Annotated in this window: 23 protein-coding genes and 1 pseudogene; 12 read left to right on the top strand and 12 right to left on the bottom strand. The window is 63.8% G+C overall.

The features are described 5' to 3' along the window. Positions 1-8 precede the first annotated feature (8 nt). The 4 genes from D3876_RS06750 to D3876_RS06735 are packed head-to-tail and all read right to left on the bottom strand — an operon-like array spanning position 9 to position 1,655. Positions 9-371: a VOC family protein gene (locus D3876_RS06750; RefSeq protein ID WP_119760539.1), complete on the bottom strand. Its 363-nt coding sequence runs from the start codon at positions 369-371 to the stop codon at positions 9-11. Then, positions 368-805: a hypothetical protein gene (locus D3876_RS06745; RefSeq protein WP_119760537.1), complete on the bottom strand. Its 438-nt coding sequence runs from the start codon at positions 803-805 to the stop codon at positions 368-370. Before D3876_RS06745 ends, D3876_RS06750 begins: the two co-directional genes overlap by 4 nt. Further along, on the bottom strand, positions 802-1,299 hold the full coding sequence (locus D3876_RS06740) for an SRPBCC family protein (protein ID WP_119760535.1): 498 nt from the start codon (positions 1,297-1,299) through the stop codon (positions 802-804). Before D3876_RS06740 ends, D3876_RS06745 begins: the two co-directional genes overlap by 4 nt. Then, complete coding sequence (locus D3876_RS06735) at positions 1,296-1,655, bottom strand: ArsR/SmtB family transcription factor (protein ID WP_119760533.1); 360 nt, start codon at positions 1,653-1,655, stop codon at positions 1,296-1,298. Before D3876_RS06735 ends, D3876_RS06740 begins: the two co-directional genes overlap by 4 nt. A gap of 302 nt (positions 1,656-1,957) precedes the next feature. On the opposite strand from D3876_RS06735, the gene D3876_RS20395 reads away from it, so the two are divergent. The 7 genes from D3876_RS20395 (at position 1,958) to D3876_RS06700 (ending at position 6,654) form a co-directional block, all read left to right on the top strand. After that, positions 1,958-2,122: a hypothetical protein gene (locus D3876_RS20395; RefSeq protein ID WP_182911900.1), complete on the top strand. Its 165-nt coding sequence runs from the start codon at positions 1,958-1,960 to the stop codon at positions 2,120-2,122. Between the two features lie 54 nt (positions 2,123-2,176). Then, positions 2,177-2,542: a hypothetical protein gene (locus D3876_RS06730; RefSeq protein WP_119760531.1), complete on the top strand. Its 366-nt coding sequence runs from the start codon at positions 2,177-2,179 to the stop codon at positions 2,540-2,542. Between the two features lie 169 nt (positions 2,543-2,711). Beyond that, positions 2,712-3,287 (top strand): hypothetical protein, encoded by a 576-nt coding sequence (locus D3876_RS06725; protein WP_119760529.1) that lies wholly within the window; start codon positions 2,712-2,714, stop codon positions 3,285-3,287. After that, entirely contained in the window at positions 3,284-3,658 is a 375-nt protein-coding gene (locus D3876_RS20745; RefSeq protein ID WP_119760527.1) for a GFA family protein, read from the top strand. The genes D3876_RS06725 and D3876_RS20745 overlap by 4 nt, the downstream gene beginning before the upstream one ends. Before the next feature lie 250 nt (positions 3,659-3,908). Continuing rightward, positions 3,909-4,856, top strand: a complete 948-nt coding sequence (locus tag D3876_RS06715) for a hypothetical protein (RefSeq protein ID WP_119760525.1) — start codon at positions 3,909-3,911, stop codon at positions 4,854-4,856. Positions 4,857-5,294: 438 nt separating this feature from the next. Then, a complete protein-coding gene (locus tag D3876_RS06705; protein WP_119760521.1) occupies positions 5,295-5,933 on the top strand; it encodes a hypothetical protein in 639 nt (212 codons plus the stop codon). A 178-nt stretch (positions 5,934-6,111) separates the two neighbouring features. Further along, the gene (locus D3876_RS06700; RefSeq protein WP_119760519.1) at positions 6,112-6,654 is read left to right on the top strand and encodes a DUF4136 domain-containing protein; all 543 of its coding nucleotides are present in this window, start codon (positions 6,112-6,114) and stop codon (positions 6,652-6,654) included. A 99-nt stretch (positions 6,655-6,753) separates the two neighbouring features. Here D3876_RS06700 and D3876_RS06695 read toward each other — a convergent pair whose 3' ends face one another. Continuing rightward, on the bottom strand, positions 6,754-7,425 hold the full coding sequence (locus tag D3876_RS06695) for a hypothetical protein (protein ID WP_119760517.1): 672 nt from the start codon (positions 7,423-7,425) through the stop codon (positions 6,754-6,756). Between the two features lie 184 nt (positions 7,426-7,609). Here D3876_RS06695 and D3876_RS06690 point away from each other — a divergent pair, with 184 nt between their 5' ends. Both D3876_RS06690 and D3876_RS06685 read left to right on the top strand, forming a co-directional pair. Further along, on the top strand, positions 7,610-8,002 hold the full coding sequence (locus D3876_RS06690) for a hypothetical protein (protein WP_147417601.1): 393 nt from the start codon (positions 7,610-7,612) through the stop codon (positions 8,000-8,002). 100 nt (positions 8,003-8,102) lie between these two features. Continuing rightward, positions 8,103-8,699 (top strand): hypothetical protein, encoded by a 597-nt coding sequence (locus tag D3876_RS06685; protein ID WP_119760513.1) that lies wholly within the window; start codon positions 8,103-8,105, stop codon positions 8,697-8,699. A gap of 57 nt (positions 8,700-8,756) precedes the next feature. Here the strand turns inward: D3876_RS06685 and D3876_RS06680 are convergent, their stop codons facing one another. After that, positions 8,757-9,374, bottom strand: coding sequence for an outer membrane protein (locus D3876_RS06680; protein ID WP_182911899.1), 618 nt, complete (start codon positions 9,372-9,374; stop codon positions 8,757-8,759). A 178-nt stretch (positions 9,375-9,552) separates the two neighbouring features. Here D3876_RS06680 and D3876_RS06675 point away from each other — a divergent pair, with 178 nt between their 5' ends. Continuing rightward, positions 9,553-9,879 carry a hypothetical protein gene (locus tag D3876_RS06675; RefSeq protein ID WP_119760509.1) on the top strand — a complete coding sequence of 109 codons (327 nt, stop codon included), beginning with the start codon at positions 9,553-9,555 and terminating at the stop codon, positions 9,877-9,879. Between the two features lie 14 nt (positions 9,880-9,893). Beyond that, entirely contained in the window at positions 9,894-10,223 is a 330-nt protein-coding gene (locus D3876_RS06670; protein ID WP_119760507.1) for a hypothetical protein, read from the top strand. 140 nt (positions 10,224-10,363) lie between these two features. Here the strand turns inward: D3876_RS06670 and D3876_RS06665 are convergent, their stop codons facing one another. After that, positions 10,364-11,404, bottom strand: a complete 1,041-nt coding sequence (locus tag D3876_RS06665; protein WP_119760505.1) for a P63C domain-containing protein — start codon at positions 11,402-11,404, stop codon at positions 10,364-10,366. Between the two features lie 110 nt (positions 11,405-11,514). Between D3876_RS06665 and D3876_RS06660 the strand changes: the two genes are divergently transcribed. Then, the gene (locus D3876_RS06660; protein ID WP_119760503.1) at positions 11,515-12,216 is read left to right on the top strand and encodes a cyclodeaminase/cyclohydrolase family protein; all 702 of its coding nucleotides are present in this window, start codon (positions 11,515-11,517) and stop codon (positions 12,214-12,216) included. Positions 12,217-12,257: 41 nt separating this feature from the next. Here the strand turns inward: D3876_RS06660 and D3876_RS06655 are convergent. The 5 genes and pseudogenes from D3876_RS06655 to uvrA all read right to left on the bottom strand — a co-directional run. Next, a pseudogene (locus D3876_RS06655) lies at positions 12,258-12,551 on the bottom strand (hypothetical protein); the annotation flags it as partial. Beyond that, complete coding sequence (locus tag D3876_RS06650) at positions 12,551-12,733, bottom strand: hypothetical protein (protein ID WP_119760501.1); 183 nt, start codon at positions 12,731-12,733, stop codon at positions 12,551-12,553. The pseudogene D3876_RS06655 and the gene D3876_RS06650, both read right to left, overlap by 1 nt. After that, complete coding sequence (locus tag D3876_RS21110; RefSeq protein WP_338014314.1) at positions 12,708-12,986, bottom strand: hypothetical protein; 279 nt, start codon at positions 12,984-12,986, stop codon at positions 12,708-12,710. The genes D3876_RS06650 and D3876_RS21110 overlap by 26 nt, the downstream gene beginning before the upstream one ends. 138 nt (positions 12,987-13,124) lie before the next feature. Then, complete coding sequence (locus D3876_RS21105) at positions 13,125-13,250, bottom strand: hypothetical protein (RefSeq protein ID WP_338014313.1); 126 nt, start codon at positions 13,248-13,250, stop codon at positions 13,125-13,127. Further along, positions 13,247-16,255, bottom strand: a complete 3,009-nt coding sequence (uvrA, locus tag D3876_RS06640) for an excinuclease ABC subunit UvrA (RefSeq protein WP_119760499.1) — start codon at positions 16,253-16,255, stop codon at positions 13,247-13,249. The genes D3876_RS21105 and uvrA overlap by 4 nt, the downstream gene beginning before the upstream one ends. Positions 16,256-16,521: the final 266 nt, after the last annotated feature.

Below are 16,521 nucleotides of genomic sequence, written 5' to 3'. Positions count from 1 at the left end.
CGCTCGCGCTATTGCTTCGGGTCGAGCTGGTGGAGCACGATCGAATTGCCGTCGGGATCGAGGCAGACCATCATCCGGCAATGCGGTCCCTTGACGAGATCGCCGACGAGGGTCACCTCGCGCGACTTGAGACCGGCGACGAGCGCATCGAGATCCGCGACCTCAAAGGCAATCGTGCCGCCCGCGCTGGCGCTGGGAGCCTCGGCGGTGACCGTGGTGATCGCCAGGCACCCGCCTTCGGGCAGGTCATATTCGACCCAGGGACTGGTTTCGGGCCAACCTGACGAGAGGCCGAGCGCGCCTTCGTAGAAGGCGCGTGCGCGCGGCATGTTGGAGACGGGGTACATGGTGAAGGCGACCTTGCGGATCATGATCGTTCTCCCGAATCGACAGCACGGCGGGCCAGCACGCCCCCGACCCACGCGCAGGGCAAAGTCACCGCGACGAGCGCGATCGGATACCAGAGCGGCCCCAGATCCATGTTCGCCGCCGCGACCGCGCCGAGGCTGCTCAGCACGAAGCCGATGCCGCCGAGGATCATCGCGTGACGCATCGGCGCCCAGGGCGCGAGCCGACCCGCGACATAGCATGAGACGACCGCGATGACGACGCGGTAGGACAGCGCGAGCGCATTGTCTCCGGGTTCGTTCATCGGCTCGCCCCAGGGCGGATAGACGTCCAGTTCGTGGAAGAGCTGATCGAGCCCCAGCGCCACGACGAAGTTGATGAGCAGCCCGACGCCGATCGCGAGGAGCGTGCGGCCAAGGCGGCGCGATGGCGCCGCCTGCGTGGCCTGCGCGTTCACTGCGCCTCCTCCTTGGCAAGCCGTTCGGCGAAGATCGCATCGAGCCGCGCATAGCCCGTCTCCATCCCGCCGGCCATTCCACTCCTGAGCGCGGCGTCGCGCGCCGCGGTCGAGGAATAGATGACCGTGGTGACGAGCGTGGTGCACGCGCCTGCCTCGACAAACTCCTGCGTGCAGAGCGTCTCGCCCCCGGTCCAGTCCTCGTCGAACAGCTCGGTGTGGACGATGCGTTCGGGGACGACGATCTCGCGGAAGGTGCCGCCCATGCCCATCGTGCGGCCATCGGCGTTGAGCCATTCATAGCGATAATGGCCGCCGACGCTGAGATTGATCTCGCACACGGGCATGCTCCAGCCTTCGGGACCGAGCAGCCAGCGGCGGACGAGCGCAGGGACGGTCATCGCCTCGAAGACAAGATGGCGGGGCGCATCGAACTGACGCGTGATGACGATTTCGGTATCGCCTTTGTTGGTGATGGTAAGGGCGTTGCTCATTGCGGCTTTCCTTTCCTTGCCCGGTCCTCCAGTGCTTTCATTTCGGCGAGCAGCGCATCGAGACGCTGATAATTGCGCTCCCAGAGCTGCCGATACTCCTCCAGCCAGCCCGACGCTTCGGCAAGCGGGGCGGCCTCGATCCGGCGAGGACGACGCTGCGCCGCGACCCCCGACGAGACGAGACCCGCGCGCTCGAGCATCTTCAGATGCTTGGAGATTGCGGGCTGGCTCATCGCGAAGGGCTCGGCGAGCTCAGCCACCGAAGCCTCGCCTTCGGCAAGCCGCGCCAGGATCGCGCGCCGCGTGGGATCGGCGAGCGCGGTGAAGATGGCATCGAGGCGTTCGGACTGGCTCATTCCACAACTCATTAGTTCAATAACTATATGGTTATATTAAAGCGAAGCCGCCGTCAAGCGGTGCGCCGGCGTGTCCGGCTTGCCCCGGCGAACACTTGCGGCTAGGGATCGCCGCGTCATGCAAGCGCATCTTCCCTACGGTCGATTTTGGTATCGCTGGTACATCCTGGCGGTTCCCGGCCTGCGCGACTGACGCAAGACTGAAAACGGAAAGCCGCCTGAGCTCAGGCGGCGTGCGGCTTTTCACAGACAGGCACTTCCCGCTTCCGCGCCAGACGGCCTCCCCAACCAAGGAGGCAATTATGATCGGCAGTTTCGATTTCGACGTAGTCACCGGCCCTTCGGGCGCCGATGCATCCAAAGCGGCTGCGCCAGCCACGCCCGATGCAAAGGCGACCGGCGAGCAGGGCGCGACGCCGCTCTCTCGGCCACCCCACGCGCTCGCGCGTCGCGTGGCAAGCGAATGATTTGACGCGTGGGGGGCTTGGGCGTGTAATGCGCGCGCAAGGGCGGAGAAGCGCATGGCCAGGAAAGACAAGACCGCGAAGGGCGGGAAGACCGTCAAGGGAAAGAAGGCCGACAGGCTGCCAAAGGAAATCGGCGGGATGAAAATTCCGAAGACACTGCGCAAGGACGGCGAGAAGCTGATTGCGCTGCTCAAGCATCCGCTTGTCGCCGAGATGGCGGCGGCGGGGCTGATGGCCTTTGCCAGGGAAATGCGCGCCGGCAAGGACGGCGAAGGCGGCCAGTCGGGCAGTGGCGCGCCCGCCGAAGAGGCCAGGGTGGCGCGCAAGAGCGCGGGCAAGACGCTGGGCGACCTCGCGCAGGTGGCGGCGATCCTCGGCACTGTGCTCGCGGCGCGGACGGGCGGCAATACGCGACACTGACGCGCGATCTCCGTGCTCAAAGGCATTGAGATCTTCCATCAGTCATGACCGCGACCGCGCTCGCAGGGAGGGCGAAAGTCTCGAGAACTGCCCCCCTTCGTGAAAAGCGCTTTGTTAACCGCGCACTGCGAGGGTCCGATGGCAGGTGAATTCGGGAGGATATTGGGACATGCGGGCGGTGTTTGTTGCTTTCGCCTTGGGGGTGGTGATCGCGGGTGGGCTCGCGGCGGCGCTCTGGGCGGGCGTGGAGAGGCCCAAGCCGGCGGCCGAGGCATCGCCGAAGGAGGCCGAGAACGCGGCACTGCCGGCCGCGCGCGTCATCAGCTATGATCCCGCCGACGACCGCGATGCGTTGCTTGGTTTTGAACGTACATCGCCTTCCGATCCGGTATCGCTGGTCGTCATGGTCGGTGACCGCCGCGCGGGAACGATTGCGCTGGTCCCGCCGCTCGCCGGGACGCGCGACCGGTGGCGGCTGGACGCGCAGGTTTCTATAAGCGAACGCGCCGGCATTGTGCGACTGTACGAGACCGGACGCAGCGAGGAACGGATGAGGGAGCTGGAGTTCAGGCAATGGGCGAACGGCGAGCCGGGCTCTCCCGGAAGCTCAGGACGGTCACCGCGCGCCTGGCAGAGCGAGCGCATGCGTGAAAGCGCCCGCAGAGCCGCATCGCGCCCGATGATCGACTCCAACCGGCCGCCGCCGGTCTTCTCGCCAGTGCCGATCGTCAGGAGCCAGCGATGAGCGTTCAGGGAAGCTGCCACTGCGGGCGGGTGCGCTTTTCGGTGCCGGAGATGCCGCGCGAGGTTAAGTCATGCGGATGCTCGATCTGTCGCAAGCTCGGCAATCTGACGGCCTATTGCCACCCCGACGACTTCAAGCTGGCGCCGGAGAGCGAGGCGGCGCTGTCGCGCTACAGCCATGGCGACCGGATGATCGCCTTGTGCTTCTGCGCGACCTGCGGATGCAGCACGCACTGGCACGCACTGCCCGAGCGGTTCGCGGACTGCTTCCCCGAGGGCGAAGCGCCGCGGCTGGGGTTCAACGCACGGCTGCTCGACGGCTTCGATGCAGGGGCGGTGCAAGTGATCGTGACGGGCGGTCGGGAGGGGTGAGGCTTTGCTGGAAAAAGGTTAGGGAAAGTTAGGCCAGGAACGACTTCCCAACGCGCGGATGAGAGCGGCGCCTTTACCGGCACTGTCATCACGGCGTCCCGGAAGTCGCATCGCGCGCCGTGATCCCAATGCTAATCCGTTTTCAGACGGTGGAAGGCAGCGCGAAAACGAAAAGCCCGGCGCTACAACGGCTTGCCTTTGCCGGGCTGACCGACGAGATACGGCACGGGCTTTATCTGGGGGGATAGCAATGAAGCGTGTTGCACTGGCGTTGACGTGTTCGGTGGCGATGTCGGGCGCCGCCTCGGCGGGGGTTATCGCCAATATCAAGCTGAGCCGAGAGGTGCCCGACATGGTGGCTGAAGCCGCCTGGGACCCGCCGGTGATTGACACGGGCTCGGCGAGCGCACCCTCGGCGACGCCCAAGGCAGTGCTGTGGGAATCCTCGGTCACGCTGACGCAAAGGGCGGGCAAGCCGACCGCGCCGTTCGATGTGGACGGCGCCTTGCCCGCGCATGTCCCCGCGGGTGCGCTGTTCACGGGCTGGCGGCTCGCCGACGGATCGAAGGTGTACTGCACCCAGTCCGCCGAGGCGCCCGGCGCCCCGGGCAAGGCCGCGCTATCGGTGTGCATGACACGCGACGGCACCGCGACGGTGCGCAAGAACGGCAAGCGCTATGCCGAAGCGGTGACGGGCACCCTCGCCGCCCCGCCCGCCTTTCAACCGGGTATCGCCGACGCCAACAATGTGAAGACGCGGCCCTGGGCCGGGCCGGTGCTGTTCTTCAGCTACAAACAGGCGGGCGAGAAGGCGGCGCTGCTGCTCGAGCCAACCAATCACGGAAGCATCATGGCGGTGGGCCAGTTGCGCGTGGGCCACCGCATCGTGCTCGGCGCGATCAAGGGCAATGCGGTGACGCTCGAGCATCGCAGCTTCGCGCTCGACGACTATACCAACCCGCTCTCCACCCGGAAGGATTCGGGGCACAAGGAGGCCGAGGCGACGGTGGACCTGGCGGGCGGCGTGCAGCAGACCGTGACGCTGGGCGGCGGCAGCTTCCGCGTCTCGCGCACGGCGGAGGGAATGGTGGCGGTCGAGGCGCTGAGCGCAATCCCGCAGGACTGGGCGATCGACCCCGCGACGGGCCGGTTGCTGCTCAAGGGTTATCCCTATGTACTGGGGGCGCAGGAGATCTGACTTCCCTTTCCCGGCCGCGGGAACGGGTGGGCTCGGAGGCGACTAATGCGGGACGCTGTAGCGGGCCGGACGCGACCGCGCGCCCGGGGCGCGGTGACGCCGCGCTCGCCGCTTTCGGCGCTCAGCGTGCGCGCATTCTTCTGCATGAGCGCCTCGAACTGCTTGTCGCGGCGATCCTCCTCCTTGGGGTCGGGGACGCTGGCATAGGGTTGGCGTTCCGCTGGCCGGCAAGATAGTCGGATAGAGCTCTTCCTTGCCGTCGACGGGATCTGCCTGGCATGTTCGTTGCCCTCGGGAAATGATCCCCGGCAAGCGGGAGCCCGAGCGCGAAACGCCGACAACAGGCAGTACCCCCAACGCGCCTTCGCCTTCGCAACCCCGATCGCATAGCTTCGCGCGCGCAAGCGCTGGCCGCCAAAATGGTCAGCCCCAGGGGACATGGCGATGATGTACCTCATCAACGAATTCGACGTGCAGCTCGATCACAATGGTCAGGCCAGCCTGCAGATCGCCTTGCCCGAGCCCGTGGCCTATGCCCACGCAGGTCAGGCGCTCGTCCTGATCGAACGCCTTGGGCCCGACGGCGAAGGGCAGGCGGTGGGCGGGGTTCCGATCGCGCCGATGGTCGATGGCATCAACGCGCAGAATATCTCGACCCTGCCCGATGTCGCGGTCTACGCGGGCGCGATGCATCAGGGCGCGCAAGCGCTGCTCGTCGGCGTCACGGGACAGGTGGGCGAGCGCTTTCGCATATTCGTCGGCTGGGCGCGGCGGCAGATCAATGAAGCGCGCGCCGACCTGTCCTGCAAGCTTTGCCGAAAGGCGCTGAAGGCGGCGATCAACGCCGCGCTGGCGGCGGTGGGCATACCGATGCCGGGCGATATCCTCGGCGATGTGCTCGGCGCGCTGCTCGACGGGCTGGCGCTCGACGGAATCGCGGCCTTCCTCAAGGAGCTGTTCGGCGAGCAGATCATCGATTGGCTGAGCGACCAGCTCAACAAACTGCTCGGCCTGTTCCGGGCGATCGACGCGCTTTGCCGCAGACTGTGCGAAGAACTGGACTTCTGCCAGCCATAGCGCGGCGGCGGGGAAGCGAAGCGCGTCGGGCGGGACCGACGGACGTCCGCATCAGGACTTTTCCGGTCCCAACTCAGGTGGAAGCCCGATACCGCGCGCGCGGCATTGCGCCTAATCCTGAACGGCCTTCGGCATTGGGCCGCGATGCGGATCAGCCGATGAAGACAGGAGACCGATCATGCGAAAGCTGGCCCTTGCGCTGCTCATCGCCGCCTGCACCGCCTCGCCTGCGAGCGCGAAAGTGACGACCGACGCCGACCCCGCGGCGAACTTCAGCGCCTACAAGACATATTATTGGGCGATGAAGCCCGAAGGCGGCTCTCCGCTGATGCAGCAACGCATCGTCGACAGCGTCAACGCGCGGCTGCAGGCCAAGGGCTGGACGCTCGCGGCCGACAAGGGCGATGTCGCCGTCGCCGCGCATGTTTCAACCTCCGAGAAGCAGTCGCTCGACACCTTTTACACAGGCGGCCCTATGGGCGGCTGGGGCTGGCGCGGCTGGGGCGGAATGGGCATGGGAAGCGCCACGACCACCGTTCACAGCTATGCCGTCGGAACGCTCATCGTCGACATGTTCGATGCGAGGACGCAGCAAGCCGTGTGGAGAGGGACCGCCACGGGCACGCTCCCCTCGTCGCCCGACAAGGCGACCAAGACGCTCAACAAGGATCTCGACAAGATGTTCGCCAAGTTCCCGCCGGGCAGCGCCCCCGCCCGCTGAGCGGGCGCCCCGTACGGTGGCACGACCGGTGCGGGCGGGCGTTCCTGACGCTGTGGCGGTTCCTGCAGCGCGAAGCCCCGCGGCAGCGGCGGGCCGGAACTAAGCGATCCAGGGGATGCTGTGCCCGCCCATCGCAAAGTCGGTCAGCGTCGGCGCCGTGAAGGTGAAGACAATATGCCATGGGTGGGACTGGGCCCAGGGCAGCGCCGGTCCGACGAACTCCACGCCTTCCACCGTCGTCCCGGGCGCGAAAGCGGTGTCAACGATCGGCGGCAGCGGGGCGTCGCGAAACAGGATGATGTCGGGATTCCCCGTGTACGGAATCACCATCGACCAGGTCCACCACACCCGGGGGAGGACAAACAGGAGGGGCGTCGCCGGCGGCACAAACAGCACTGGGAACCAGACGACCCAGAGCGTGCCCTCCCCCTCGGTCGGCCGCAGATAGACGGTGACGGCGTCCTTCAGATTGTCGGGCGTGGCGGGGGGCTTGTGGTCGCGCAGCGTGAGGATGTCGTCGAGCGATGGCGCGTCGAACCTGCGATCCCCGATATGCTTTTTGAGGAAGCGCTTCGACATCGCCTCGGCCTGCTCTACGGGGGCGCCCGGCGCGATCTCGATCTCGAAATCGGATTTCTCGAAGACCTCCTCGATCGCCGCGCCCGGCCCGGTGATCGAAAGCTCATAATGTGTGTTGCCCTTCACATCCGCAATCGGAGAGGACCAGACGGGGCGCTCCTCTCCCGCGCGCTTCAGATCGGCGAGTTTCATGGTCCACCTCCGGCAGCACCGAGCGCGTGAGTCGCGGCTCACGCGACCGCGGATTATATACGAGCTTCCTGCAACTGGCCCCGCTGTGATTTCGACCGCGTAATTTCCCCCGCGGATGCGGGGCGGCGGCGATGCTATGCTGCGATGGCAAAATCGCGGCAACATTGTCGAGGCGGAGGTTGGCATGCAACTTCGGACAGGCGCCTGGGAAGCGAATATCGATGGCGTCGAGGCCACGCTGTCAATCGTATCGGTGGATCCGGCGGGAATCGTGACGGGCCAGCTCGTGAATTATTCAGACCCCACCATCGTCATAAACGGTCTTTGGGACGACACCGCGCAGCGACTGACCTTCCTGACCAATGCGACCGCCGCCGGCGGCGGGGGCTCGCCGTCGCGCGAGTTCTTCGAGGCGTATCTGATCTCCACGCCGCAGCGCCCCGCGCCCGGTCAGGACATCGTCTGGACCCTGGCCGGATCGGTGCAGAGCATAGGCCATGGCAGCCTTGGCACACACCTATCCAACGCACGCCGCAGCCGCTTCGGCTGGTTCGCGCAGATCAGCGAGGTTTCCTGAGGCCGGGCCCGACGGCCGACGAAGCGCTGCGGCTTGCGCGCCGCGCGTTCCGCGCTAGTCTTTTTGCGCGCATCGGAGGCGCCGCAAGGGGAGCGGGGGCATGACGCCATTCGAATTCGTCTTCGCACTGTTCGGGCTGGTGCTCGGACTATCGATCGCCGAGGTGCTGGGCGGGCTGGCGCGCGCGATCAAGCTCAGCACTGCAAGCGCCGGCGGCGGCCGCGCGCGCGCGGCATTGCGGATCGGCTGGCTGACCCCGCTGTTCGGCGTGCTCGTACTGGTGAGCCTCACGACCTTCTGGCGCGGTGCCTGGGCGTTTCGCGACAGCGAGGCGCCCACGCTCTGGGGGTTGCTGCTGACGCTGGGCCTGAGCGGCGCCTATTATCTGGCGGCGGCGCTGGTCTTTCCCGATCCGGGCAAGGAGGGGCGCGATCTCGACGCGCATTTCATGGCGAACCGCCGCGCCGCGATCGGCGCGATCATCGCCTGCAACCTTGCGGGCATGACGATCAGCGCTATCGCGGCGCCCGGCATGCCCGACGCCGCCTTCTGGATCATCAACCTGCTCTATCTGGCGCTGCTCGCGGCGACGGCGCTCGCGCCGGGTAAGCGCTGGAGCCTTGCGGGGCTGATCGTGCTGCTCGGCATCCACGCGGTGGTGGTGGCGATGACAGTGTTCGTGGGGGACACACTGTAGCGGAGAAGCAACAGGGGCCGGGGTGCTTTCGCTCCCGGTCCCCTCGGCTCAACTGGGCTAGAAGCGGTAAGTGGCGCCCAGCAGCACTTGCTGTGGTTTGTACCAGCCGTCGAAGTCTTTGTAGCGATACTCGCCGCGCAGCGTGACATTGGGCGCCAGCGCATGCTCAATGCCACCGCCGACAACGAGGCCGTTCGACCACTCGCTGCCCGCCACCCCGACAGCGGCGCCCGTAGCCGTGTCAGAATAGCTCCTGCGCAGGCGCTCGGCCCCATAGCCGCCACGCACGTAGGCGAGCGTCCTGTCGCCGAGCACATAACCTGCGCGCGCGGTCCCCTCGTAGTTCCATTTTGGCTTGATTGTTACGGTGAGGCCGTAAATGTCCTCGCGCATTGCCGTGCCTCCCGACCCGATGCCCGCTTCGACGCCGAGGACGACATTGCCGATCCGCACGTCATAGCCAGCAAAAGCGCCATAATCGAAGCTGTCCCCGCTGAAATTGAACTCGTCGACAAGCTGGGTGCCGACGTACAGCCGCGAGCCATCGGTGCGATGGCCCCAACCAGCCTGAGCGCCGAGAAAAAGGCCGTCGAATGCCTTTAGCTCATCGTTCTGCGCGAAGGCCGCAGTCGGGATCATCGCGAAAATCGCGATGGCGAGACTCTTACGAAACATGGATACAATTCCCCCGTTACATGGTCGCGCCCGAATGGCCCCCGCCACGCGGCGCGCGATGCCAGCTAGCGCGCGATGATTGTTGCGGCAAGCGCAGGAGTTCACGTAATTTTCCCCCGCGAGCATGGGCCGGTTCGATGCTATGCTGGTGCGCGCGGGATCAGCCGAGGAGGCGCGCATGCTCCAGAATCTCGATACGGCCTGGCTCTATTGCTTCTCGTCGACGCCGGGCACGCACCACAAGACCTATTTCACGCTGTTCGTCGACCGTGCGGGGTCGAACGGGCGCGAGATACTGGCGACGATCTCGCTCTCCTACCTCTTCACCGACCGGGGCGGCGCGGGGGCGATGGTCAAGAGCTACACCCCGCCCTTTGGCACACCGTTCGAGCACAAGGATTTCGCGGTCAACTCGCTCTGGGCTCCCGATGCCATTGCGGTGACGTACTTTCTGTCGGTCAATGGCGCCGAGGCCTATGCGCAGGCCAATCTCTTCTATCTCTAGCTGAGGAGCGTGCGATGCAGGAAGCGACGCAGGATAGCGACCAGAAGCGCGAGCCCGGCCCCGGCGGCATCCCGCCGCAGGCGGCGGTGATCCTCTATGAGCAAGAGGGCGGCACGATCGTCGCCACCCACTATTTCGCGGCGACCGGACGCGGCGAACTGCCCCCGCCCGAGGCGCTGGAAAAAGCCGCCTTCGCGCAGGCGGCGTCGGACGGGATTGGTGAAGCGGGGGCGCTGGCGGCGCTCCATGTGCGGCCCGAGGCGATCGAGCGGGGGAAGGTGTATCGGGTGGATCCCAAGACGGGCACGCTCGAAGAGGCGAGACCGGAAGCGCCGGGGAAGTGACCGGAGGCCAGATCGATCAGAGCGCGGTGGCGAGGGTGATCGCGCCGAGCAGCGCGCCAAGGAGGTTGGCGACGATGGTGCCCGCAAATACGGTCAAACAAGGCAACGGGCCAATGCTGTCCCGCCGCTGCGAATACCTGCTATCGTGCTTTCTTGTTCATGCTCTCAACCAGGTCATCGAAGAAATCTAGTTGATTATCATTTTTTCTCGGGATGGCCTCAGGAAACGCTCTATAGAAACCTCGTTCGAAATGAACTCGGTCCGTCGCAGATTCGCCAATTCCAACCACTTGCCACAAGTGCTGTCTAAATGACGACATTCCAATTTCGTTGGTTAAGTACTGAAAAAACTTGAACCGACGCCCGCCGGAATCATATACGACTGGATTTTTTTCCTCAAGCTGCTCCAAAATGGCGCCGTTACTATTGGCAAGTGGATAATATATAAATTTTCTAATGAAATGTCCAAAAAATTGAGGGTGTTTACTTGAGTCAGGCTTTTGCCTTTTCAAGCCATATAGCCTGTAAATCATATCGAAAAATTTATCAGGGAACTCTCTTTCCCACTGTCTAAACTCTTCCCGTATAAAACTCTCAAACAGTTTTCTATATTCGTCCCGTGTTTTATCGACGTACCCAGTCGCCTCGTCAACAAGAGCTATAATTCCTAACTTTGCTGCTGATCTGAATATAATCTCTGCTTGGATGGACAAGAAAAATTGCGAAGCTGCAAGCTTACCCCGATTTCTGGCTTCAATTAGCGCGTCGCAGATTTCAATAAGTGTTTCTGCATCATACCCATCGGCTAACTCTCCCCTCACGGTATAGAATGCGATTGGTCGTTCTATTTTGGTAGCAAGCTCAGAGCTAATTACTGCCTGAATTCCTTTTCGCGACATCGTTCGCATAAATGCGTTTCCGCCCTCCGACTTAAGGTGGAGTGCTCGCGCCATTGCTTTCTTACTGATCACCCGTCGTCGATCGTCCAGCACGAAGACGTCCAAGCCTACGTCGCCGACTTTCAATATGCCGTCCGTTTCCGCGGACGGTATTCGAGTCTGATCATGTGCACGCTGCCATCTCGCTTTAGCCGCTTGGACGGCAATTACGCGGCGCTCTTCACTAGAAAGTCGCTCGGCTCGCGCCACGCCACCAAGGCTTTGGGGTGTTGTCATGAGCATACCTTAATCATGCTTGCTGGATGATCTTAACATTATGCTTGCAATGCTCGTTTTGTGCAAGCATTAAGTGAGTCGTATGTGAGCCATGCTTGCTTCGAAAGAGACCGCCCATGAGCCAGTCAACCCTACCGATTGAATTGCCAAAGCAGTTGATTCGCCTCCCGGCCGATCAGCTTCTGGATCAGTTTGGTGCCGGGGGACATTCACCAGGATCTGGTAGTGCGGCGGCTTTAATGGGCTTGCTCTCCGCCCAGTTGATCGCAACTGTCTGCAAGATCTCCAAGGCGGGCGATGGGCAAAGTGTCCAAGAGTTCGAGTTTGTTCTCGGTCGAATAGAGACGCGCGTTATCCCCGAATTGAAAGCGCTGTTTCAGAGAGATGCAGAAGATTTTGACAGGGTTATCAGGGCAAGGGTGCAGCGGGATAACGAAACCGATCCTGCAGCCAAGCGAAGATACCGAGAACAGGCTCTAAGACTTCTTGAAGAATCTACCGATATTATCTTTACGATATCGAGGCAATGCCTCTCCTTAGTTGACTATGCCTTGATCGTTTTTGACGGGGGGTCAAAAAAAGTCCGCGGCGATTCCGGCGCGGCGATAAGTGCAGCGATAGCCGGCGCAATGTCTGGACTATTCATCATAAATCTCAACCTGCGATCGTTTCAATCGGGACGATGGGCGATCGGCCGCAAACGCGAGGCCGAAAATTTGCATGCGGAGATTATCCGAAAGCAGGAAGACGCGTTTACGCGAATTGTAACACTTCAGCCTGAAGAAGTCAGCGAAATCCAGCCTTCGCTATTCGATTAGTTACTCCACCGCGTGTGGTGCGCTGACAAGCCCCCGGCATGTCATGCTCCCACACCCTCAAGCGCCAGCTCCGTAGCCGGAGCCTTCTTCCCCCGCTCCAGCAGTGGCTTGAGATACCCCCCCGTGAAGCTCCGCGGATTGTCTGCGACCTTCTCGGGCGTGCCCTCGGCGACCACCTCGCCGCCCTTGACGCCGCCTTCGGGGCCGAGGTCGATGATCCAGTCGGCGGTCTTGACGATGTCGAGATTGTACTCGATCACCACCACCGAATTGCCCTGCTCGACGAGCGCGTGGAGAACTTCGAGGAGCTTGCGCACATCCTCGAATAAGGTGCCTACCAGCGCTTGCCGGTGGCCTCTATGGCGGCGAGGAGCGCGCGCTTGCTTTCGGTACGGCGCCTGCCGCTGTTGCGGGGCATTTCCACTTCGCCAAGCGCTTCGCGACGGCGCGCGAGATCGCGCCCGAAAGCTTCGAGCGAAATCGCCGCGCGGCTAGTCTTTGAGGTCGGCAACGCCATATTCGTCCGCAGTCTCTTCCCGAATGCGCCTTTCCATATAACGCACGTCCAGATCTTGAGAAAGGGCGAACAGGGTTCGGGCCTGCCGGAGCATTTCGGGCGCGGCGCCCGAAGCGAACTGACCTAAGCGATCGGCAAGGAGATCTTCGATCGCGATCGCGGCAAACCGGCGGCCGCCAACTTCAAAGAGCGGGACCCGGTCATGATCGGCATGGCCGTCCAGCAGCGTCGAGCCGACAACCTCGAAACCCATGCCAAGATCGGGATGCACCCATCCGCCCGCGACATGGCCAAGGCCCGATCGCGTGAACCCATGCGCCTGCAAGGCGGCTTCGAAAACATCCTGTCGCGTGGTGACGATATCGAAGTCGCCCGTCGCGATCGCGCTACCTTAATAGAGCTCGACCGCCGCGCCTCCGACGAGAACCGGCCTCGGGAAACCCGAGATCGCGACATCATCGCTGATCTGTGCGAACAATCGCAACGCCGTCTCGAACTCGGGGCGGAATATGCTCACTCCGCCGCAGCCTCGTCGAACTGCAACTCCTTCGCGGGCGCCTTCTTCCCGCGCTCGAGCAGCGGCTTCAAATACCCGCCCGTGAAGCTCCGTGGATTATCAGCCACCTTCTCGGGCGTGCCCTCGGCCACCACCTCGCCGCCCTTGACGCCGCCTTCGGGGCCGAGGTCGATGATCCAGTCGGCGGTCTTGATGACGTCGAGATTGTGCTCGATCACCACCACCGAATTGCCTTGCTCGACGAGCGCGTGGAGGACTTCGAGGAGCTTGCGGACGTCCTCGAAATGGAGGCCCGTGGTGGGCTCGTCGAGGATGTAGAGCGTGTTGCCCGTCGCGCGCCTGCTCAGTTCCTTGGCGAGCTTGACCCTCTGCGCCTCGCCGCCCGAGAGCGTCGTCGCCTGCTGGCCGACCTTGACATAGCCGAGGCCGACTTCGGCGAGCATCGCCATCTTGTCGCGGATCGGGGGGACGGCCTTGAAGAACTCGACCGCGTCCTCGACCGTCATGTCGAGCACGTCGGCGATGCTCTTGCCCTTGAACTTCACTTCCAAAGTTTCACGGTTATAGCGCTGGCCGTGGCAGACGTCGCAGGTGACGTAGACGTCGGGGAGGAAGTGCATCTCGATCTTGAGCACGCCGTCGCCCTGGCACGCCTCGCAGCGGCCGCCCTTGACGTTGAAGGAGAAGCGGCCGGGCTTGTAGCCGCGCGCGCCCGATTCGGGGAGGCCCGCGAACCAGTCGCGGATATTGGTGAAGGCGCCGGTATAGGTGGCGGGGTTCGAGCGCGGGGTGCGGCCGATCGGCGACTGATCGATGTCGATCACCTTGTCGAGATGCTCGAGCCCGGTGATCTTCTCGTGCTTGCCCGCGATCATCCGCGCGCCGTTGAGCGCGCGCGCCGAGGCGGCGTAGAGCGTGTCGACGGTGAAGCTCGACTTGCCCGAGCCCGAGACCCCCGTGATGCAGGTGAAGGTGCCGAGCGGGATGCTCGCGGTGACATTCTGCAGGTTGTTCGCGGTAGCGTTGTGGACCGTCAGCTTCCTGCCCGAACCCTTGCGGCGTTTCGCGGGGACGGGAACCTCGCGGCGGCCGGTCAGATAGTCTGCGGTGATGCTCGCGGGGTTGGCGAGCACCTCTTCCAGCGTGCCCTCGGCGACGATCTCGCCGCCATGGACGCCCGCGCCCGGCCCCATATCGATGATGTAATCGGCGTGGCGGATCGCATCCTCGTCATGCTCGACGACGAGCACGGTGTTGCCGAGGTCGCGGAGGCGCTTGAGGGTTTCGAGAAGCCGGTCATTGTCGCGCTGGTGGAGGCCGATGCTCGGCTCATCCAATACGTACAAAACGCCGGACAGTCCAGAACCTATCTGGCTCGCGAGGCGGATGCGCTGGCTCTCGCCCCCCGAGAGCGTGCCCGAGGTGCGATCGAGGTTCAGATAGTCGAGCCCGACATTGTTCAAGAAGCCGATGCGTTCGACGATCTCTTTCAGGATGCGTTCGGCGATCGCGTTCTGCTGGGTCGTCAGGTGGTTGGGGAGATCGAGGAACCATGGGAGCGCGTCCGCCACCGACATGCGCGTGGTGGTGCTGATGTCGGTCATCGCGATCTTCACCGCGAGCGCCTCGGGTTTGAGGCGCGCGCCACCGCAGGTCTCGCAGGGGTGCGCGGCCTGGTATTTGCTCAGCTCCTCGCGCATCCACGCGCTCTCGGTCTGGAGCATGCGGCGGTTGAGGTTGCCGATAACGCCCTCGAAGGGCTTTTTGACGTCATAACTCTTGCGGCCGTCGACGAAGGTGAGCGTCACGGGCTTGCCGCCGGTGCCGTGGAGTATGATCAGCCGCACCTCGCCGGGCAGGTCCTTCCACGGCGTGTCGAGGCTGAAGCCGAACTCGCGCGCGAGGGAGGCGAGCACCTGCATATAATAGGGGCTGGGCGGGTTGGACTTGGCCCAGGGGACGACCGCGCCCTTTTTGAGGCTGAGGTCGTGATTGGGTACGACGAGATCCTCGTCGAAGAGCAGCTTTTCGCCAAGCCCGTCGCACGCGGGGCACGCACCCTGCGGCGCGTTGAACGAGAAGAGCCGCGGCTCGATCTCGGCGATGGTGAAGCCCGAGACGGGGCAGGCGAATTTCTCGGAGAAGACGATGCGGTTGTCGGGGACGCCGGCGCCCTTCATCGCGCCGCCCGTCACATTCTTTCCGTTCGTGTCGAGCGAAGTCGAGACACGTCCCTCGACTTCGCTCGGGACGAACGGTGTGCTCTGGGTCAGTTCGGCAACCGTTCCATCCGCCAGATCTGCATAGGCCAACCCCTCGGCGAGCTTCAATGCGGTCTCGAAGCTGTCGGCGAGGCGGGTTTCGATGCCTTCGCGGACCGCGATGCGGTCGACTACCACCTCGATGTCGTGCTTGTACTTCTTGTCGAGCGCGGGGGCTTCCTCGATCTCGTAAAACTCGCCGTCGATGCGGACGCGCGTGAAGCCCGCCTTCTGCCACTCGGCGAGCTCCTTGCGATACTCGCCCTTGCGGCCGCGCACAACGGGGGCGAGCAGGTAGAAGCGCGTGCCCTCGGGGAGCTGCATGACGCGGTCGACCATCTGGCTGACGGTCTGCGCAGCGATGGGAAGGCCCGTGGCGGGGCTGTAGGGAATGCCGACGCGCGCCCAGAGCAGGCGCATATAATCGTAGATCTCGGTGACCGTCGCGACGGTCGAGCGCGGGTTACGGCTCGTCGTCTTCTGCTCGATCGAGATCGCGGGGCTCAGCCCCTCGATATGGTCGACATCGGGCTTCTGCATCAGCTCCAGGAACTGGCGCGCATAGGCCGAGAGCGACTCGACATAGCGGCGCTGCCCCTCGGCATAGATGGTGTCGAAGGCGAGGCTCGACTTGCCCGAGCCCGACAGGCCAGTGATCACCGTCAGCGTATCGCGCGGAATCTCGACGTCCACGCCCTTGAGGTTGTGCTCGCGCGCACCGCGCACTGAAATATGGGTCAGCATTCGGAACACCGACGCTTCGTTATGTGTGGCAGCATGGTGGCATCTGTTCCAGATTTGTTCGCGAGTCGCAAGCACGGGCGCGGCGGAGCGCGCGATGCTACTGCCAGATAGTGTCAGCAGGACGAAGGGCAAGGCCGGCATCCTTGCGCGGGTTCAAGAGGCCACTCCACACCGCGCGACGTGCGCCAACTTCCTGGAATCGAAGCATGCTTTCAAAATGAGAGCGAATCCTTTCCGGGCTTCGCAATGCGGCTTTGAAAATCAGC

The sequence above is a fragment of the Sphingomonas cavernae genome, assembly GCF_003590775.1.
In the GTDB taxonomy this organism is placed as follows: domain Bacteria; phylum Pseudomonadota; class Alphaproteobacteria; order Sphingomonadales; family Sphingomonadaceae; genus Sphingobium_A; species Sphingobium_A cavernae.
This window is presented reverse-complemented; position numbering and strand designations above follow the sequence as displayed.